16 protein-coding genes are annotated in these 14,842 nt (G+C 61.1%); 14 read left to right on the forward strand and 2 right to left on the reverse strand.

Going from position 1 to position 14,842, the window contains the following annotated elements; all coding sequences use genetic code 11:
• Positions 1 to 273: 273 nt before the first annotated feature.
• The 12 genes from IC37_RS26235 to IC37_RS26290 all read left to right on the forward strand — a co-directional run bounded on the left by IC37_RS26235 (position 274) and on the right by IC37_RS26290 (position 11,797).
• Positions 274 to 627: a DUF6124 family protein gene (locus IC37_RS26235; protein ID WP_030131572.1), complete on the forward strand. Its 354-nt coding sequence runs from the start codon at positions 274 to 276 to the stop codon at positions 625 to 627.
• A gap of 266 nt (positions 628 to 893) precedes the next feature.
• Positions 894 to 1,505, forward strand: coding sequence for a transposase (locus tag IC37_RS31060; protein WP_030131571.1), 612 nt, complete (start codon positions 894 to 896; stop codon positions 1,503 to 1,505).
• Positions 1,506 to 1,558: 53 nt separating this feature from the next.
• The gene (locus IC37_RS26245; protein ID WP_030131570.1) at positions 1,559 to 3,154 is read left to right on the forward strand and encodes a ShlB/FhaC/HecB family hemolysin secretion/activation protein; all 1,596 of its coding nucleotides are present in this window, start codon (positions 1,559 to 1,561) and stop codon (positions 3,152 to 3,154) included.
• Positions 3,155 to 3,173: 19 nt separating this feature from the next.
• A complete protein-coding gene (locus IC37_RS26250; protein WP_030131569.1) occupies positions 3,174 to 4,982 on the forward strand; it encodes a DUF2341 domain-containing protein in 1,809 nt (602 codons plus the stop codon).
• Between the two features lie 11 nt (positions 4,983 to 4,993).
• Positions 4,994 to 5,419: a biopolymer transporter ExbD gene (locus IC37_RS26255; protein WP_007901242.1), complete on the forward strand. Its 426-nt coding sequence runs from the start codon at positions 4,994 to 4,996 to the stop codon at positions 5,417 to 5,419.
• A 2-nt stretch (positions 5,420 to 5,421) separates the two neighbouring features.
• Entirely contained in the window at positions 5,422 to 6,126 is a 705-nt protein-coding gene (locus IC37_RS26260; RefSeq protein ID WP_030131568.1) for an energy transducer TonB, read from the forward strand.
• 40 nt (positions 6,127 to 6,166) lie between these two features.
• Positions 6,167 to 7,867 (forward strand): putative porin, encoded by a 1,701-nt coding sequence (locus IC37_RS26265; protein WP_030131567.1) that lies wholly within the window; start codon positions 6,167 to 6,169, stop codon positions 7,865 to 7,867.
• A 17-nt stretch (positions 7,868 to 7,884) separates the two neighbouring features.
• Positions 7,885 to 8,514 carry a hypothetical protein gene (locus IC37_RS26270; protein ID WP_030131566.1) on the forward strand — a complete coding sequence of 210 codons (630 nt, stop codon included), beginning with the start codon at positions 7,885 to 7,887 and terminating at the stop codon, positions 8,512 to 8,514.
• Positions 8,515 to 8,534: 20 nt separating this feature from the next.
• Positions 8,535 to 9,014 (forward strand): YbjN domain-containing protein, encoded by a 480-nt coding sequence (locus IC37_RS26275; RefSeq protein ID WP_030131565.1) that lies wholly within the window; start codon positions 8,535 to 8,537, stop codon positions 9,012 to 9,014.
• Positions 9,011 to 9,961: a peptidylprolyl isomerase gene (locus IC37_RS26280; protein WP_030131564.1), complete on the forward strand. Its 951-nt coding sequence runs from the start codon at positions 9,011 to 9,013 to the stop codon at positions 9,959 to 9,961. The genes IC37_RS26275 and IC37_RS26280 overlap by 4 nt, the downstream gene beginning before the upstream one ends.
• A 159-nt stretch (positions 9,962 to 10,120) precedes the next feature.
• The gene (locus IC37_RS26285) at positions 10,121 to 11,101 is read left to right on the forward strand and encodes a LysR family transcriptional regulator (protein ID WP_030131563.1); all 981 of its coding nucleotides are present in this window, start codon (positions 10,121 to 10,123) and stop codon (positions 11,099 to 11,101) included.
• Positions 11,102 to 11,272: 171 nt separating this feature from the next.
• Positions 11,273 to 11,797, forward strand: coding sequence for a GNAT family N-acetyltransferase (locus IC37_RS26290; RefSeq protein WP_030131562.1), 525 nt, complete (start codon positions 11,273 to 11,275; stop codon positions 11,795 to 11,797).
• Between the two features lie 135 nt (positions 11,798 to 11,932).
• On the opposite strand, the gene IC37_RS26295 is transcribed toward IC37_RS26290, so the two are convergent.
• Positions 11,933 to 12,625 carry an aspartate/glutamate racemase family protein gene (locus IC37_RS26295; protein ID WP_030131561.1) on the reverse strand — a complete coding sequence of 231 codons (693 nt, stop codon included), beginning with the start codon at positions 12,623 to 12,625 and terminating at the stop codon, positions 11,933 to 11,935.
• A gap of 236 nt (positions 12,626 to 12,861) precedes the next feature.
• Between IC37_RS26295 and IC37_RS26300 the strand changes: the two genes are divergently transcribed.
• Positions 12,862 to 13,356 carry a hypothetical protein gene (locus IC37_RS26300; protein WP_030131560.1) on the forward strand — a complete coding sequence of 165 codons (495 nt, stop codon included), beginning with the start codon at positions 12,862 to 12,864 and terminating at the stop codon, positions 13,354 to 13,356.
• 135 nt (positions 13,357 to 13,491) lie between these two features.
• Here IC37_RS26300 and IC37_RS26305 read toward each other — a convergent pair whose 3' ends face one another.
• Positions 13,492 to 13,713 (reverse strand): hypothetical protein, encoded by a 222-nt coding sequence (locus tag IC37_RS26305; protein ID WP_030131559.1) that lies wholly within the window; start codon positions 13,711 to 13,713, stop codon positions 13,492 to 13,494.
• A 315-nt stretch (positions 13,714 to 14,028) separates the two neighbouring features.
• On the opposite strand from IC37_RS26305, the gene IC37_RS26310 reads away from it, so the two are divergent.
• Positions 14,029 to 14,700, forward strand: coding sequence for a DUF3313 domain-containing protein (locus IC37_RS26310; RefSeq protein WP_030131558.1), 672 nt, complete (start codon positions 14,029 to 14,031; stop codon positions 14,698 to 14,700).
• The last annotated feature ends 142 nt before the right edge of the window (positions 14,701 to 14,842 follow it).

The raw sequence follows: 14,842 nt of genomic DNA on the forward strand, positions 1-14,842 counted from the left end.
CCAGAATCCGCCGGCTTGTGCGCCTTGGGTCCGGGCACTATCGTTTGCCTGTCGCTGAAAAACAGCGAACGGGTTTGGTAGCCCGGTTTACCTGACGCGCAGCGCGACCTGATGCAGGGACTTTTTCGTCTTCTGTTTTTATGGTGGCCATGCGTAGGGCGCCCTCGGGCGCGCCGGGTTGCCAGGTAACCGGTCTACCAACCTTCGTATGGCCGCCACCTTCGTTTGGTAGCGAGGGTGATGGCTCCACTTTTATTATCTGGAGTTTCATCTATGTTCAAACCAACACCCAACCCACCGGAAACCGATCCGGCATCCCCCTACGAATCCCTGGATTCCAAAAAGCTCAACGAAGCCGCCGACCTCGATTACTACCTCAAACCGGTCATTCCCAAAGACACCCCGCGCAAACCCAGCACCATTTACCACGTCGGCGCCGAGGTCGATAACGAAACCCTGCTGGTCAATGCCTGTGCATCCCTGGCGTCAGCGAGCATGATGCTCAATGAGTTCGCCGGATTGATGGACATGCCACATCGCAACATGATGTTGGGGATTCAATCGGTGGTCATGCTCGGTGAGTTGGCCGTCAACCGGGTGCTGGATAACTTCGATCCGCAAGGCTAGCGAAGAACCTGTGGGAGCGGGCTTGCTCGCGAAGGCGTCCTGTCAGCAGATAAATACTTGGCTGACACTCCGCTTTCGCGAGCAAGCCCGCTCCCACACTTTATTGGTGTACACAGAACATTCCGCGCAATTCCCACCTCCTGTAATGAAGCTTTTATGACAAAAGTTCGGTAGCTCATCGCCATTCCGGTCATGCCTATGTAACGCGCTTGAGGGGGCCGCGAGGCCACTTTTCCAGCCGAGGGCGGGAAGCCGGGAGTGAGGCAATGGGGACTATGGAACGCTACTCGAAAGTAGGCATGCAAGAGCTCGATCAGCGCCTGTCGAAGATCGTCGAAGCCGCGCGCAAGAAGCCGGTTTCGGTCTATCGCTACGGCGCGCCGTGGGTCTGGATCGTGTCTCAGGACGACTGGCAGGGCGCCTTGAAAGAAGTGACCAGCTACATCCCGCCGGGCCATTCACTGGTGCTGCTGCGCCCACAAATCGATGAATTGCTCGAAGCCCACCGCGACATCCTGCACGGCCTCAACGCCGAGCCCGGCATGCTCATAGCCCCGCAAACGGTCATGCACATCCTGTTGCTGCAGTTGCTTTATTCGGTACCCAGCGAGCAGCAACTCTACGAACAGCTCAATTACAACCTGCTGTTCCGCTGGTTCGTCGGCCTGGACCTGAACCAGAAGGTCTGGAGCTTCAACGTATTGAGCCACGACATCGCCACGCTGCTGAACAACCCGCGGGCGGTGCAGCTGATCCAGAAAATCATTGGCGAAGTGTTCTGCGGTGCCTTGCTGCAAATGCCCGAGTTCTCCTTGAACTTCGCGCTGCTGCACACCTGGCTGGGTAAACACGCCGCGACGTCGACAACAAGCAATTGAGTGGGCCGAACGCTGGGCAAACAGCGACGGTCATTTCGAATTCAGGGGGTGGTGTGGAGCATCTTTTCAAGTCACGGCTGGCGCTGTGGGGCTGGCTGCTGGTGGCAGCTGGCGCGCAGCCGGTATTCGCCGAAGACGCGGCAACCGCGGCGCCGACAAAGCTGGTCGATGTGAACGAGTACTTCGTGCGCGGTAATACCGTGCTCGACGCTCGGGCGATCGAAGAAGCGGTGTACCCGTTTCTCGGTCCGCAAAAGACCCTGAACGATATCGAAGGCGCCCGCGAAGCCTTGCAGAAGGTTTATCAGGCCCGTGGGTATCAGTCGGTATTCGTCGAGTTGCCGGAGCAGAAGGTCGAGGACGGCATCGTTTATCTGCAGGTCAGCGAAACCAAAGTCGGCCGGGTGCGGGTGGTCGGTGCCAAGCACTATTCGCCCGTGGACATCCGCGAAGACGTGCCGGCCCTGAAGGAAGGCGAAGTGCCGGACTTCAGCAAGGTCCAGGGCGAACTGGCGCAACTCAACAAGACCCCGGGCCGGCAGGTGATGCCGCTGGTGCGAGAAGGTCAGCGCCCCGGCACCATGGACGTGGACTTGCAGGTCGAGGACCAGAACCCGTGGCAGGCCAGCGTCGGGCTGAACAACGATTACAGCGCCGACACCGAGAAACTGCGCGCCGTCACCAGCTTGGGTTACAACAACCTGTGGCAACTGGGCCACAGTATTTCGCTGACCTATTTCACCGCGCCCCAGGATTCCGACAACGCCAAGGTCTGGTCCGGTTCCTACACCGCGCCGTTGAGCGAGCGCTGGAGCCTGCAACTGTCCGGTTATCAATCCGACAGCAACGTCGCGACCATCGGCGGCAGCAACGTGTTGGGCAAAGGGCATTCCTACGGGATCTCGGCGATTTACACGCTGCCGTCCAGCGGCAACTGGTCCAACTCGTTCTCGGCCGGCATCGACTTCAAGGACTTCGACGAGCGCCTGACCCTGGCCGGTGAGAGTGACGAGGTGCCGCTGCAATACGCACCGTTCACCTTCGCCTACAACGGCTTTCGCTACACCGAAAACTCTCAATTGGGTCTTGGCCTGAGTCTGGTCGCCGGTACTCGCAGCCTGTTCGGTTATGGCAGCTCCGACGAAGACTTCGACTACAAACGCTACCGCGCCAGCCCCAGCTTCGCCGTGCTCAAGGGCGACAGCAATTACACCTTTACCTTCGGCAACGACTGGCAGACCGCGAGCAAAGCCGCGTTTCAGCTGGCGTCCGGGCCGTTGGTTTCCAACGAGCAATTCTCGGCCGGCGGCGCGACTTCGGTGCGCGGTTATCTGGCCGCCGAGCGCACCGGTGACGACGGCTACCTGTTGTCCCAGGAGCTGCGCACGCCGTCCCTCGCCAAGTACCTGGGCAGTTACGTCCAGGAATGGCGCTTCTACGCCTTCGCCGAAGGCGCCCAGTTGTACCTGCGTGACGAGCTCCCCGATCAGGACGCCGATTACGCCCTGGCCAGTGTAGGCCTGGGCACCCGTGCGAGCTTGAGCAAATGGCTGTCCGGCAGCGTGGATTGGGGCTACCCGCTGCTCGAAGGGCCGAACACCTCGAAACAGGAATCGCGCCTGCATTTCAACCTGCAAGCGACGTTCTGAACCTACGGAGTAATTTTTCATGCAGCGCTTATTCATCGCTTTCCTCATCTGCCTGGGCTTCGTGCTCCCGGCCACCGCCCAGGCCTGGTGGCAGGACGACTGGCATTACCGCAAACAGATTTCAGTGGACACCACGCCTCAGGGCGCGGCGATCAACGAGACGCTGGGGCGCACGGCACTGCTGGTGCGCTTGCACACCGGCAACTTCACCTTCGACGGCGTCAAGGAAGACGGTTCGGACCTGCGCTTCGTCGCCGCCGATGACAAGACCGTGTTCAACCACCAGATCGAAAGCTTTGATCCGCTGATGGGCATGGCGCTGATCTGGGTCGATGTGCCTGTTATTACGGGCGGCCAGCGCCAAGACATCTGGATGTATTACGGCAACCAGAAAGCCCCGGCCACCGGCAACGGTCAGCTGACCTTCGACCCGAATTTCACCGCGCTCTATCACTTTGACGGCGCCAACGGCACACCGCCCAAGGACACCACGGCCTACGGCAACACCGCGCAGAGCGCTACCGGCGCGAGCATCGACGGCGTGATGGGGCGGGCGTTGCAGTTCAGTGGCCAGCCATTGCTGTTGCCAGGCAGTCCATCGTTGCAACACAACGCCGGCAGTGCATTCACCTTCAGTGCGTGGTTGCGTCTGGATCAGGCCAATGGCGAGCAGTTGGTGCTGGCAAGGCGGGAAGGGGCCAATAGCCTGTTGCTGGGCCTGAACCAGGGCATGCCGTTCGTGGAGATCGACGGCCAGCGCGCCGTGTCCACCCAACCGTTGAACCCCGGTCAATGGCAGCATCTGGCGCTGACCGCCGAGGGCAGCAAAGTCTCGCTGTACGTCAACGGCCGTGAAGCCGCGAGCCTTGCGGTAGCGATGCCGGCATTCAATTCAATCATGGCCATCGGCGCCGACCTGCCGAGCGAAACCCCAGGCACTTATCAGCCATTCAGCGGCGCCATCGATGAATTGCGTTTGTCCAAGGTCGTCCGGCCTGCCGCGCAGTTGCTGGCAGACGCCAATTCCCAGGGCGCCGAGTCGAAACTGTTGGCTTACGGCGTCGATGAAGAACAGTCGGGTTACGGCTTCGGCAGCCTCGGTTTCCTGCTCAACGCGGTGCCGCTGGACGCCTGGGTGATCATCGCGGTGCTGGTGCTGATGATGTTCCAGTCGTGGGTCATCATGATCCGCAAGAACCGCATGGTCAGCCGCCTCAGCGCCGCCAACGAAGCGTTCCGCGAGCAGTTCGCCAAGGTCGGCACGCGCCTGGAGATGTTCGCCGACGATCAAGACCTCGCCCAGCGTTTGCAGCACTCGTCCCTGTGGCGCCTGTATCAAGTGGCGGTAAAGGAAATCCGCACCCGCCGCGAGCAGGGGGCCGACACCTCATCGGTTTCGGCCGCGACCATCGAAGCGATTCGCTGCTCCATGGACGGCGTGCGCACCCGCGAGAATCAGGCGCTCAGTTCAAAACTTTCGACCCTGTCCAACGCCATTGCCGGCGGCCCATACATCGGCCTGCTCGGCACGGTGCTGGGGATCATGGTGGTGTTCCTCGGCACGGCCATGGCCGGTGACGTCAACATCAACGCCATCGCCCCGGGCATGGCCGCCGCGTTGCTGGCCACGGCCATGGGCCTGTTCGTCGCGATCCCGGCGCTGTTTGGCTACAACCGGCTGATCACCCGCAACAAGGAAGTCAGTGCCGACATGCGGGTATTCGTCGATGAATTCATCACGCGCCTGGCGGAGATGCACGGCGAAAGCCAGTCCAGTGAAGCGGCCCATCGCCGCGGCAATCACACCCACGCATCCGTCCCGGCCTGAGGAGCACTGACATGGCAAGCGTCAATACCTCCCACGACGATGACGATGATGCCGCGGTAGACAGCATCAACATCACGCCCCTGGTGGACGTGCTGATGGTGGTGCTGGTGATGTTCATCCTCACCGCCACCGCCCAGGTTTCCGGCATCCAGATCAACCTGCCCAAGGCCAGTGCCTCGGTGTCGCTGTCCGAAGCCAAGACCAAGGCAATCTCGGTCAACGATGGCGGCCAGGTGTTTCTCGATGCCTACCCGGTGACCCTGGCGGAGCTCGAAGACCGCTTGCGCATCGAGAAGGCGCAGAACCCTGACTTCCCGGTGATCGTGCGCGGCGACGCCACGGTGCAGTACCAGAAAGTCATCGAGGTGCTGGACCTGTTGCGCCGGCTCGAACTGTCCCAGGTCGGTCTCGTCACCGGCAAACCGACCCAGGGCTGACCATGACCGCACAACTCCCCATCCGCCCGTCGCCCGTCAAGCCGTCGCCCCTGCGCTTTGTGAAGTGGGGTGCCGGGTTACTGCTCGCCGGCGTGGCCGCGTGGTTTCTCTGGCAGTGGGCCAACGACATGAGTGGCGTGCGCCGGGAAGCACCGAAGGTGCCGACGATTATTCCGTTGCCGCCACCGCCACCACCGCCGCCGGAAAAACCGCCAGAGCCGCAAACCCCCGTGGAAGAAAAAATGGTCGAGCCTGAACCGACGCCGGAACCGGAGGAGGTCAAGCCCGAAGAAGAGGCGCCGCCATCACCCGTCGATGACCTGGCCAACCCGATGCAAATGGACGGCGACGCGCAGTCTGGCAATGACGCCTTCAACATCGGCGCCGGCAAGGGCGGCGGCATGGCCGGTGCCGGAGGCGGGCGCCTGGGCAATGGCACATACAGCCAGTTTTTGGCGTTCACCTTCCAGCGCTTGCTGCGGGAAAACCCGGACCTGCGCAACCTGGCTTTTTCGCTGCAGACCGACGTCTGGCTGAGCAGCGTGGGCGAGATCACCCGGGTCGAGCTGGTGAAGTCCAGCGGCAACCCGGAAGTCGACGCCCAGGTGCTCGCCGCGTTGCGCGGCGCGCCACATTTAACCGAACGGCCACCGGCCTCCATGACCTTGCCTGTGCGCCTGTCCCTGCAAGGGCGGCGTCCGGGTTAACCGAACATTTTCAGGTTTTGCCAAAAGGAGTTGTGTGCAGATGATTTCCAACGTGAATCGATTGTCCCTGGCGGTCGGCATGGTCATTGCGACCCTGGTCGGGCACGCAGTGGCAGCCCCTGCGCCCTCGGAAAACGCCACGATCAATCTGATCCGCTTGCTGGTGCAGCAGGGTGTGTTGAAGCAGGAACAGGCCGACGGGCTGATCGCTCAGGCGGAAAAAGAAGCGGTGCAGGCGCGTCAGGCCAGCACAGCCGTCGCCGCCGTCCCTGCCGGCCCGGCGGCTGCGCCCGGTGATGTGCGGGTGCAATATGTGCCGGCCGCGGTGCGCGATCAGATCCGCGACCAGGTCAAGGCTGAGGTCATGGCCACCGCCAAACAGGAAAACTGGGCCCAGCCCAACACCTTTCCGGACTGGGTCTCGCGCATCAGCTTCGACGGCGACATTCGCCTGCGAGACGAGTCGCGCTACTACTCGGGCACCAACAGCAACGAAATCGTCGACTTCGCCAAGCTCAATAACAACGGCCCGTACGACGTGAACCCCAACAGCAGCACCAACCTGCCGCCGTTGCTCAACACCCGCGAAGACCGCGAAAACCTCTTTCGCCTGCGGGCGCGGCTGGGCATGAAAGCGGTGATCTCGCCGGAATGGACCGCTGGCATTCGCATCGGCACCGGCTCGGACAACAACCCGGTGTCCACCACCCAGACCCTCGGCGGCGGCTTCGGCAAAAAAGACATCTGGCTCGATCAGGGTTACCTGACCTGGAAACCGTCCGATCAGTTGACCCTGACCGGCGGGCGGATCGCCAATCCGTTCTTCTCCACCGACATGCTCTATTCCACCGACCTGAACTTCGATGGCGTGGCGGCGATTTTCGACCACAAGCTCAACCGCGATTGGGGCTTGTTCGGCACCGTCGGTGCGTTCCCGGTGGAGTACACCAACGACACCAGCAGCAGCAACGGTTTCGACAAGGAAGAGAGCGACAACAAGTGGCTGTACGGCGCGCAGATCGGCGCCAATTGGGCGATCAATAGCAACAACCGCTTGAAAGGCGCGTTGGCCTACTACCGTTTCGACGACATCGAAGGCCAGCGCTCCAGCCCTTGCGAACCCTGGGCCGGCGCACCGGGCTGCGACACCGACGGCAGCCGCTCGGCGTTCATGCAGAAGGGCAACAGCGTGTTCCTGCTGCGCGACATCACGCCGAACCCGCTCAACCCGTCCACCACGCCGCAACCACAATTCGTCGGCCTGGCCTCGGAATTCAACCTGCTGGACCTCAACGTGGTATGGGACACCGACCTGCCGGAAGACTTCAAGCTGCGCAGTCAGGCCAACTACGTGCACAACCTCGGTTACGACGAAGGCGAGATGCGCAAACGCTCGGCCGGGCAGATCGTCAACAACCTCGACAGCGATGGCGAGGTGGAAAGCGGTGCCAATGCCTGGATGGTCCAGTTCACCCTCGGCAACTCGCTGGACTTGAAGAAGCAAGGCGACTGGAATTTCTTCGCCGGCTACAAGTACATCCAGCCGGACGCCTTGCCTGACGGTTTCAACGACTCGTCGTTCCACCTCGGCGGCACCAATGCCAAGGGCTATTTCCTCGGCGGCAACTACGGCCTGGCCAAGAACGTCTCCGCCACCGGTCGCTGGTTGAGTTCCGAAGCGGTGTACGGCGCGCCGTTCGACATCGACGTCTTGCAGCTTGAAATCAACACGCGCTTCTAAGGCGCAGGGAGAGGGTTATGAACACTCGATTTTTGCTGCTGGGGCTGGGGTTATTGATTGCACAGGGGGCGAGCGCCGAAGGCATGGAAGAACGCCTGCGCACTCAATTGCGCAGCACCACCCAGCAGTTGCAGACCCTGCAAAGCCAGCAAGCTCAGGCCAGCGCCGCGCAAGTGGCGGCCGAGAGTCAGGCCAAGGCTGCGCAGGCGCAAATCAAGCAACTGACGGCGGAACTGGCCAAGGTCAAAGGCGTGGCCGAACAACTGGTCGGTCAGCATGACAGCCTGCAAAGCCAGGCCCAGGCGCAAGCGGCGGCTAGCAGCGAGCAGGTCGGCAAGTTCAAGAAGGCTTACGAAGAATTGTTGGTGATGGCTCGGGGCAAAGAAGCCGAACGCGCCCGGCTCGAGACGCAATTGGCTGAACGTGACACACAAATGCAGCAATGTTCGGTCAAGAATCAACAGATGTACGGCGTGGCCAAGGAGATCCTCGCGGCCTACGAAAAGATCGACGTCGCCGAAGTGATGAAGATCCGCCAACCGTTCGCAGGCGCCGCCAGGGTCAAGTTCGAAGAACTGGCCCAGGGCTTTGGCGACGAACTCTACAAGACGCAATTCGACGCGCCCCAGGCCGCGATCGCTCATTGAATAACAGGGAAGACTTTCACATGACTCAATTGATCAGCCACGTATCGCCACAATCCCTCACCGAGGTGCTGCAAGCCGCCGGTTACCGGGTCAATCAAACCGAACAGAGCGGCATCGTGCAGTTGCTCAGCGCCAGCCAGGGCATTGGTTACGCAGTGCGTTTCGGCAACCCGGCAACCGAGCAGGGCAGTTACGTCGACTTCACCTTCAGCTGCGCCTTGCGGGTTCAGGGCGAGTTGCCGGCCGGGCTGGCGGAGCTGTGGAATGCATCGCGCCGCTTTGCCCGGTTGTCGGTACAAGGCGAGTTTCTGGTGATGGAGATGGACGTGGTGGTCGCCGCCGGGGTGAGCGACGATCACCTGCGCGGCAACCTTGAACTGTGGGATCGCTTGCTTCAGGAGTTCATCGTTTACCTGCGTGAATACAGCCAGAACGCTGCGCAGTTGCAGGCTCAGGCTGAAACCGTCGAGGCGGCCGCGCAAGAGGTGCCAGCCCTGTGAAAAAACGTACGGTAGTGGCCGGCGCAGGTGCGTTGGCCGTACTGGTGATTGCCGTTGCGTTGGGACTGCGTCCGGGTAATGACCCGATCGCCGCTCAGCAGCCAGCGCCATCGGCGGTATTGGCAACGAATGAACCGGCGGTCGCGCGACTGGGCAATCAGCAGGTCGCCCCTGAAGAGCTAAAAGCGCTGCTCGCCACCTTGCCGGTGGAAGCTCGCGAACAACTGCGAGCCAATCGCGGGGCGCTGGAAAGCTGGATTCGCTCGCGCCTGGCCGAAAAAGCCGTGCTCGAACAGGCCGACGCCCAAGGCTGGCGTCAGCGCCCGGAGGTCGAACGGCAAACCCGCGCCGCCACCGAGCAGATTGTCTTTCGCGACTACTTGCAGTCGGTCAGTCAGGTGCCGACCGACTACCCCAGTGCCGCCGAATTGCAGCAGGCCTATGAGGCCGGCAAGGCCGGTTGGGTGACGCCGCCGATGTACCGGGTCAGCCAGATTTTCCTCGGCGTGGCCGATCCGCAAACACTCGAAACCGTGCGCAAGCAAGCGCTCGAACTGAGCAAAAAAGCCCAGGCCGCGCCGACGGAGTTTGCCGCCTTGGCGAGTCAGTATTCGCAGGACCGAGCCAGCGCCGAACGGGGTGGCGACACCGGGCTGCAACCATTGCAGCAACTGGTGCCGGAAGTCCGTGGCGCGGTGTCGCGACTTAAGGTCGGCGTGGTGTCGGAACCGGTGCAGAGCGCGGCGGGTTTTCATGTGATCAAACTCACCGAACAGCAACCGGCCCGCACCGCAACCCTGGAAGAACTGCGCGAACGCCTGACCCAGGCCTTGCGTGCCCAGCGTCAGGAACAGATTGCCAAGGCCTATCTGGAAGGGATGCTCACTACGGCGACGCTGAGTATTGATGGGGCCGAGCTCAACAAAGTGCTGGAGGAAAAACGTTAGTTTCCCCGTTCACAGCGATCCAGTGTGGGAGCGGGCTTGCTCGCGAAGAGGCCTTCACAGGCAACATTTCCATTAAATGTGCCGACGCCTTCGCGAGCAAGCCCGCTCCCACAGGGGATGTGTGGAGTACCTAAAACAAAGATCGACAGGGAGTCATCGATGTCATTCATAGAACCCACAGGACGTCAGGGTGTTGTCGAATACCGATCCCCGCAGGGGCCATCCGAGTCCTGGCTGGCACGGGCCGCCGGGATTGATACCGAGGTGGCGCAATACTTTCTGGTCAGCGCCCGTTGTGGCTGTTTCATGCAGGCCGCGCGCAGCCTCAATGTGCGGGCGACCCTGCTGCGCAAGCACCTGGCGCAGCTGGAAGATCAGCTGCAACGTTCGCTGTTCAAGTTCCAGGGCAGCGCGTTGACCTTGAGTCGTGACGGGCAGCAGTTGCAGGCGCAGTTGATCGCGCTGGTGAACGAACGCAAATTGCCGGTGATCGAACAGCCCTTGATTCGCCTGGCCGTGGCCGAATCGATCCTGCACGACATCCTCGGCCGTGATCTGGTCTCGCTGCTGCGGCGCAATGCCAGTATGCGTCTGGACATCATCTCCCTGGACAGCGAACTGTCCCTGCGAGCGATCAGCGCCGATGTGGTGGTGTGGCTGGCGGGCACCGATTCGCCGTTGCCAGGCCCCAGTTTCGCCATCAGCGAACCCCAGCGTCTGGCACGGCTGGACTATCTGCCGCACATCGCCAAACGGTATTCACGGGTTGCGGCGCGGCCGGACTGCCTGGGTGACCTGGCCGATTTCATGCTGGTGCAATGGCAGCACGACCGTCAGGTCACCGCTTTTGGCCCTTGGAACAGTCTGGTGGAGCAGCGCCTGGCGGGGGTGGTGCAACTGCATTCCTATGAGCTGATGCTGGAGATGATCCGTTGCAGTGCCTGCATCGGTCTGCTGCCGCACTACATCAGCCAATTCGACCGGGGGCTGGTGGCGTTGCCCGGGCTCTTCAACCAACCGATGCAGCGCCAGGTGTGGATGGCGGTCAATGCCGACTCCCGGAATGAGGCCGAGGTGCAGGGGATTGTCGAGCTGATCCACAACACGTTCAGTGAGCGGCGGGAGTGGTTCGAGAGTTGACGACTAACTAATGTGGGAGCGGGCTTGCTCGCGAAGGCGGTGTGTCAGGCAACATTGATGTCGACTGACACACCGCCTTCGCGAGCAAGCCCGCTCCCACAAGGTTCTCGCCATACCGAAAGCTTGCGTTATAGAGTAGGCGGCCATGCACGCATCAAGGACGAAACATTCATGCCCTCCGACTCCGTCATTACCCTCGAACGCTTCAACGAATCCCACATCGTGGGCATCACCGCGCTCTACAACGACCCGGCCGTGGCCCGGCAGGTGCTGCAGATGCCGTTTCAGTCCGCTGAGGTCTGGCGCCAACGCCTGATGGCGGACAACGAGCGGGCGGTGAAATTGGTGGCGATACACCAGGGATCGGTCATCGGCAACATTGGCCTGGAACAGTTTTCGCGAATTCGCCGCAGCCACGCCGGCAGCGTCGGCATGGGTGTCGCCGTGGCTTGGCAGGGCAAGGGCGTCGGTTCGAAATTGCTGGCCGCAGCGCTGGACGTCGCCGACAACTGGATGAACCTGCAACGGGTAGAACTCTCGGTGTACGCCGACAATGAAGCGGCCATCGGCCTGTACCAGAAATTCGGTTTCGAGACCGAAGGCCTGTTTCGCGATTACGCCGTGCGTGACGGTCGGCTGGTCGATACCCTGAGCATGGCGCGCCTGCGTGGCACGTCCGAGGCCCAACGCCGGTAAGGCAAGCAATGTGAGCGACGAAAATCCTGTGGGAGCGAGGCTTGCCCGCGAAGAACGATGACGCGTAATACCTGAAAAACCGCGGTGCATTCTTCGCGGGCAAGCCACGCTCCCACAGGTTCTGAACTTATTGACTCACTCCCCCAACGCGAACGCCACCGCCGACTGCGCATGCAGTTCGGTGGTGTCGAGCAAGGGCAGGGCGCTGTGCTCGGGTTTGATCAGCAGGCCGATTTCGGTACAGCCGAGAATGATCGCCTGGGCGCCGCGTTCGGTCAGCGACTCGATCACCCGTTGATAGACCTGGCGTGACGCCTCGCTGATCACCCCGACGCACAATTCGTCATAGATGATCCGGTGCACGGCCTGGCGCTCCTCGGTCTCCGGCACCAGCACCGTCAGGCCCTTGGCCGTCAGACGCTCCTTCAAAAAATCCTGCTCCATGGTGAACGCGGTGCCCAGCAAACCCACCCGCAGCGCACCGGCGTCCAGTGCCGCCTGACCGGCCGGGTCGGCAATGTGCAGGAACGGAATATCGATCGCTGCCTGAATCTGCCCGGCCACCTTGTGCATGGTGTTGGTACATAGCACCACGCACTCGGCGCCGCCAGCCTCCAGGCGCAGGGCAGCATCCACCAGAATCGCCGCCGCGTCGTCCCAACGGCCGGCATGCTGGGCTTGTTCGACAGGGCCGAAGTCGACGCTGTACATCAGCAATTTCGCCGAACGCAACGGCCCGAGACGATCACGTACCTGCTGGTTGATGAGACGGTAATACTCGGCGCTGGACTCCCAGCTCATGCCGCCGATAAGGCCGATGGTGCGCATTGGATTTCCTCGGGTTTTGGCCTGTTTCAATGGCTCAGGCCTGAAGGGAGTTTCCGTTTGTCCAACGGCGGATACCAGCGGAAATTAACTGTATCGCTCATCTTTCGGTGAAGTGTCATGGTGCTTTTTCATTTACCGAGCTTCTGTAGCCGTTCGCACCTTTTTCCGTACGCAAGCTGTCGGCATCTGCCATGCTCAACGTCCGCGGCACCGCTTCAACCAAAAGGAACACCGCAATGGACGACGTACAGCAACTGGGCGAGATGCTTCGCCACTACGCAGATAGCGAAGCGCACAAGAAGCAACTGTTTGAGGCGCAATCGGCCGTGTGGGCGACGCGCATTGGTGAGTTGTTCGATCAGATCCAGCAGTGGCTGGCACCGGTTCTGGCGCCGAATCTGTTGGAAGTGAGCCGCGAGGCGTATGTTGCGTCCGGGTCGAGCGTTCCGGCGGAGACGTCGACGTTCAAGACCGAGAAACTGAGCATCGTCATCGCCGGGAAACCGGTGGAGTTCGTGCCGGATGTGATGGGTGCAGGTGGGCAGATTTCCCTGGCAGTGATGGGGTTGACCGCGGCGCGTTATGGCAGCATTTCGCTGGTGTGCCTGCCACCCTCCAGCGATTGGCAATGGCGCAAGACCAACGGCTTGAAAGACCCGGACGTCTTTGCCTTCGATGCGAATTTCCTGGCGCAGCAACTGCAGGGCCTGATTCCCCGCGAGCGCGGCTGAAGCGTGTTATTTGTGACCAACACATAACCACTGTGGGAGCGGGCTTGCTCGCGAAGAGGGAGTGTCAGTCGGCATCAATGTTGCCTGACACACCGCCTTCGCGAGCAAGCCCGCTCCCACATTGATCGTGGTGTATCAGATTTCGAGGTTGCCCCAACCCGGCTTCACCTCTTCCGGCGCCACAGCGTTCACCTTCTTGCCTGTCGCCAATTCCACCCGCCGCGCCACCTCGGGGTCATCTGCAAACGGAATCAGGCTGGCATCCTCCAGGCTCTCGGTGGTCTGGTGTTTCAAACAGTACTCGACCGCCAGCCAAAGCCCCAAAACACCCCATAGATTCAACGCCATCTCGATCATGTCAGGCTCCTTGCTTCAGGCAATCTGCGCTTCAAGCTCGGCCATCTTCACGTCCGACACCCGCACCGTGCGCCAGGTGTTGTAGGTCATCGCGGACAAGCCTCGCTCCTACGGGGTCGTGTCGTATGCATGCCTGCCAACCACCCTAACCTTGTAGGAGCGAGGCTTGCCCGCGAAGGGGCCCTTCGAATATCAACGATGTGCTACGGCAATAGATGAATATTGTGTTTTTTGAAACAAAGTGCCGAGTATTGGCTATACCTGTAATTCCCATATGCAATATTGTTGCCCGGCCTTCTGACAGGAGTTACAAGCATGAAGCTTGCGTTAATGATGAGCACACTGTGCATCGCCTCTATCGGGATGGTGGGTTGCTCCAGCAAAGTCGTCGAGCCAGATCAGTATTCCGGCTTTCTCAAGGACTACAGTCAGCTGAAGGAAGCCAAGTCTCCATCGGGCGCCGTGGTGATGCGCTGGATGGACCCCAAGCTCGACGTCAACAAGTTCACCAGTGTCTACATCGAGCCGACTCAGCTCTATCCCAAACCGCAACCGACAGTGAAAATCCCTCAGGCCACGCTGAACGGCATCACCAGCTACTACGATCAGGCGCTCAAACGCGAGGTGGGTAAATCCCTGCCATTGGCCAGTGGCCCCGGCCCTGGCGTTATGGTGGTGCGTGCGGCGATCACCTCTGTCACCAGCAAGACTGAAGGCCTCCAGCCTTATGAAGTGATCCCGATCGCCCTCGTAGCGGCGGCAGTCAGTACAGCCAGCGGCATTCGCGACCAGGAAACCAATCTGGCCACCGAAGCGGTGTTTCTCGATGGTGGGAACAACAAGTCCGTGGCCCAGGTGGTGCGCAAGGGCATCGGCAAACCGCTGGAAAACTCAGATCAGGTGATGAAGGCCGGTGACGTGAAAAACGTGATCGATGGCTGGGCGTCGGACCTGCATCAGTCGTATCTGAAGCTCAAGTCCAAGTAATGCGGCCGGGCTGAGGGCCTCTTCGCGAGCAAGCCCGCTCCCACACTCGATCTGTTTTGGTCACATATTCTGTGTACACCAGAGATCAAATAATGAAATGGCTACCCCCGCCGCCCCCTGCGATCGCCCACTAAGCTTTCGC

It is taken from the genome of Pseudomonas sp. QTF5 (genome assembly GCF_000512695.2).
In the GTDB taxonomy this organism is placed as follows: Bacteria; Pseudomonadota; Gammaproteobacteria; order Pseudomonadales; family Pseudomonadaceae; genus Aquipseudomonas.

Excerpts from the sequence above, each read along its gene's own strand:
- IC37_RS26250 (WP_030131569.1), top strand. The coding sequence starts at position 3,174 with ATGCAGCGCTTATTCATCGCTTTCCTCATCTGCCTGGGCTTCGTGCTC.
- IC37_RS26295 (WP_030131561.1), bottom strand. The coding sequence starts at position 12,625 with ATGCGCACCATCGGCCTTATCGGCGGCATGAGCTGGGAGTCCAGCGCC.
- IC37_RS26300 (WP_030131560.1), top strand. The coding sequence starts at position 12,862 with ATGGACGACGTACAGCAACTGGGCGAGATGCTTCGCCACTACGCAGAT.
- IC37_RS31060 (WP_030131571.1), top strand. The coding sequence starts at position 894 with ATGGGGACTATGGAACGCTACTCGAAAGTAGGCATGCAAGAGCTCGAT.
- IC37_RS26285 (WP_030131563.1), top strand. The coding sequence starts at position 10,121 with ATGTCATTCATAGAACCCACAGGACGTCAGGGTGTTGTCGAATACCGA.
- IC37_RS26275 (WP_030131565.1), top strand. The coding sequence starts at position 8,535 with ATGACTCAATTGATCAGCCACGTATCGCCACAATCCCTCACCGAGGTG.
- IC37_RS26310 (WP_030131558.1), top strand. The coding sequence starts at position 14,029 with ATGAAGCTTGCGTTAATGATGAGCACACTGTGCATCGCCTCTATCGGG.
- IC37_RS26260 (WP_030131568.1), top strand. The coding sequence starts at position 5,422 with ATGACCGCACAACTCCCCATCCGCCCGTCGCCCGTCAAGCCGTCGCCC.
- IC37_RS26270 (WP_030131566.1), top strand. The coding sequence starts at position 7,885 with ATGAACACTCGATTTTTGCTGCTGGGGCTGGGGTTATTGATTGCACAG.
- IC37_RS26235 (WP_030131572.1), top strand. The coding sequence starts at position 274 with ATGTTCAAACCAACACCCAACCCACCGGAAACCGATCCGGCATCCCCC.
- IC37_RS26290 (WP_030131562.1), top strand. The coding sequence starts at position 11,273 with ATGCCCTCCGACTCCGTCATTACCCTCGAACGCTTCAACGAATCCCAC.
- IC37_RS26305 (WP_030131559.1), bottom strand. The coding sequence starts at position 13,713 with ATGATCGAGATGGCGTTGAATCTATGGGGTGTTTTGGGGCTTTGGCTG.
- IC37_RS26255 (WP_007901242.1), top strand. The coding sequence starts at position 4,994 with ATGGCAAGCGTCAATACCTCCCACGACGATGACGATGATGCCGCGGTA.
- IC37_RS26265 (WP_030131567.1), top strand. The coding sequence starts at position 6,167 with ATGATTTCCAACGTGAATCGATTGTCCCTGGCGGTCGGCATGGTCATT.